A 2,271-nucleotide genomic window follows, 5' to 3' on the forward strand; every position below is an offset into this window, starting at 1 on the left:
GGCCCCCGCGCAACGCGTCGTTGCGCGGGGGCCAGCGCACTACTCCGGCCGCAGGCGAGGCCAGAACCGCGAGACGCACGTCCGCGCGTGAGAGCCCGCCCGAGCCCGACCACCACACCGATCGACCAGGAAGGAGACCAGCGTGGCCACCGGCCATCCGTACTACGACCCCACCGGCAGCAGGCACGGCGTGCCGACCTACCCGTGGGGGTGGGCCCTTGACCCCGACCTGCGCACCAAAGCCCAGCTGCGGGCCGAAGGGCTCAGCATCGCGGGGCTGGAGGTGGCCGCGCAGATCATATGGCGCTCGCGCCGCTCCGGGAACCGGTCGGGGACGCGGACCGCGGCCCTGTACCGGCGCTCGCTGGCGCGGCCGGTGCGCCCCCTGTCCCCCGGCCAGCAGCGTGCGCTGTGCCGCGCGCTGCTGGCCCGGCACACCTGCCGCGACTGCGAGCGGCTCTGGGACGTGTGCCTGCCCACCGGCAACGGAGGCAGGTGCCCGACCGGGTGCGCGACGTGGGAGCCGCCCGAGGACGAGCCCCTGGCGGTGGCCGCGTGAGGAGCCACCGCCCCAACGTGCGGCCGGTGCCGGTGCCCGACTGGGTGCTGCACCGGCCGACCTGTTCGTGCGGGTGGACCGGAGACACGGTCCGCACCCGCGCTCTCGCTGACGACCAGGTGCACGAGCACCTGACCGAACACCACCACCAGGAGGCTGAGCAGCCCGCGCTGCCCGGCCTGTGAGAAAGGAGTTCCCCGTGATCCGTGGCTGTCTCGCACAGGCCTTCGGCATCTTCATCATCGGCTCGCTCGTCCTGTGGGTCTTCAACAGCCCCGAGTCGGTCGCCGGCCTTTTCCTGAGCGTGGTCGGCCTGATCGGTGAGGGCGGCGACGCCATCGGCCGTCTGGTCACCGCGCTCACCCCGGGCATCGACAACCTGCTCTGAGCCGGAGGACCAGATGAGCACCGACACCGAGACGGGGCCGCCGCCCAGGGTGAGCGGCCCCGACGGGGAGGAATACGAGCTGCGGGTGCGCCCCAGCTCCACCTCCCCCGACGACCTCGACCAGGAGCAGAACACCAAGGAGAAGGAGGAGACGAAGTCCCCGGTGCGGGCCGGGCAGTGGGCGGCCGGAGGCCTGTCCACCGCCGCTGTCGGCGCTGCCGGGCTCTACCAGCTGGCTGGCCCCTGGGGGCTGGCCGCCGGGTGCGCGGCCACAGCCGTGGCCGGGACCGCCTACGGGATCCACCGCCTGCGCAGGGGCCGCGAGCCCCGCGAACGCGGCGGCCGGGGCGGGCGTCGGGGGTCTCGGCCCCTGGGCGAGCGCCTGGGCGGCGGTGGGCGGCGGACCGGTGTCTCCGGCGGCCTGGGCGGCCGTCTGGGCCGCATGGGCGCCGCTGGTGGTGCTGGCGCGGGCCGGGGCAGGACCGCCTCGATGGGGTCGGCGGGGCTGGGCAAGAGCGCCCGCGCTGGGTCCGGCACGGGCGCTTCCTCCACCGGCACGCGCGGCCGCGGTGGCGGCCGGGCCTCGCTGTTCAAGGGCGCCCGCTCCGGGCGCGGCGCCTCAGGTGGCCTGTCCGGCCTGGCAGGTCGCGCGGGCCGCGGCTCCAGCACGGGGACGGGCGCTCGCACGGCTGGTGGCCGCTCCGGATCGGGCGGGCGCATGGGACGCCTCAAGGGCCTGCTGGGCGGGGCCTCTGGACGCTCAGCTCGCTCCGCGCGGGGTCGGGTGCACGCCACCGCTGATGGCGGGCACACCGCCCGCACCCGCACGGGCGGGGCGGGAGGTGGCCTGGGCCGGGCCGCCCGTGCGGCCCGTGCTGCTGGCGGCCGCATCCGGGGCGCGGCTGGGCGGGTGGACGCCGCGACCGGCGGGCGCCTGTCCAGGGCGGCCAAGACCGCCCGCGAGCGCTCCCGCGCGGCCACGGGCCGGGTGGCCTCCTCCGGGCCTATCAAGCGCCTGCGCAAGGCCCTGGCCAAGGCGAAGAAGTCCCGCGCCGGGCGCATGGCGCTGGCGGTGTGGGGGGTCATGGCCATCCCGGCCGTGGCGCTGTGGCACAAGATCCGCCCGCCCAAGAAGACCACCGACGACACCACCACGAAGACGAAGGAGGAGACCGCCGAGGCCTCCGCGACCGGGGCCGAAGCGCCCGGCACGGAGGACGAGAGCAGCGTGTCTGGGGCCCACGCCCCGGGCGCCGACGAGAAGGTCCACGTCCCCGGGGGCGGCATGCCCGACCCCGAGGGCCCCGACCCCGACCTGGGGCCC

Annotated in this window: 3 protein-coding genes and 1 pseudogene; all 4 read left to right on the top strand. The window is 76.5% G+C overall.

The features are described from left to right. The first annotated feature begins 142 nt into the window (after nucleotides 1-142). Nucleotides 143-559: an RRQRL motif-containing zinc-binding protein gene (locus tag DQW06_RS24340; protein WP_117199381.1), complete on the top strand. Its 417-nt coding sequence runs from the start codon at nucleotides 143-145 to the stop codon at nucleotides 557-559. Then, nucleotides 556-744, top strand: coding sequence for a hypothetical protein (locus DQW06_RS29010; protein ID WP_157983590.1), 189 nt, complete (start codon nucleotides 556-558; stop codon nucleotides 742-744). The genes DQW06_RS24340 and DQW06_RS29010 overlap by 4 nt, the downstream gene beginning before the upstream one ends. A 14-nt stretch (nucleotides 745-758) precedes the next feature. Next, the gene (locus tag DQW06_RS24345) at nucleotides 759-947 is read left to right on the top strand and encodes a hypothetical protein (RefSeq protein ID WP_117199382.1); all 189 of its coding nucleotides are present in this window, start codon (nucleotides 759-761) and stop codon (nucleotides 945-947) included. A 13-nt stretch (nucleotides 948-960) separates the two neighbouring features. Next, a pseudogene (locus DQW06_RS24350) lies at nucleotides 961-2,271 on the top strand (hypothetical protein); the annotation flags it as partial.

Source organism: Nocardiopsis sp. TNDT3 (assembly GCF_003427465.1).
Classification (GTDB): Bacteria; Actinomycetota; Actinomycetes; order Streptosporangiales; family Streptosporangiaceae; genus Nocardiopsis; species Nocardiopsis dassonvillei.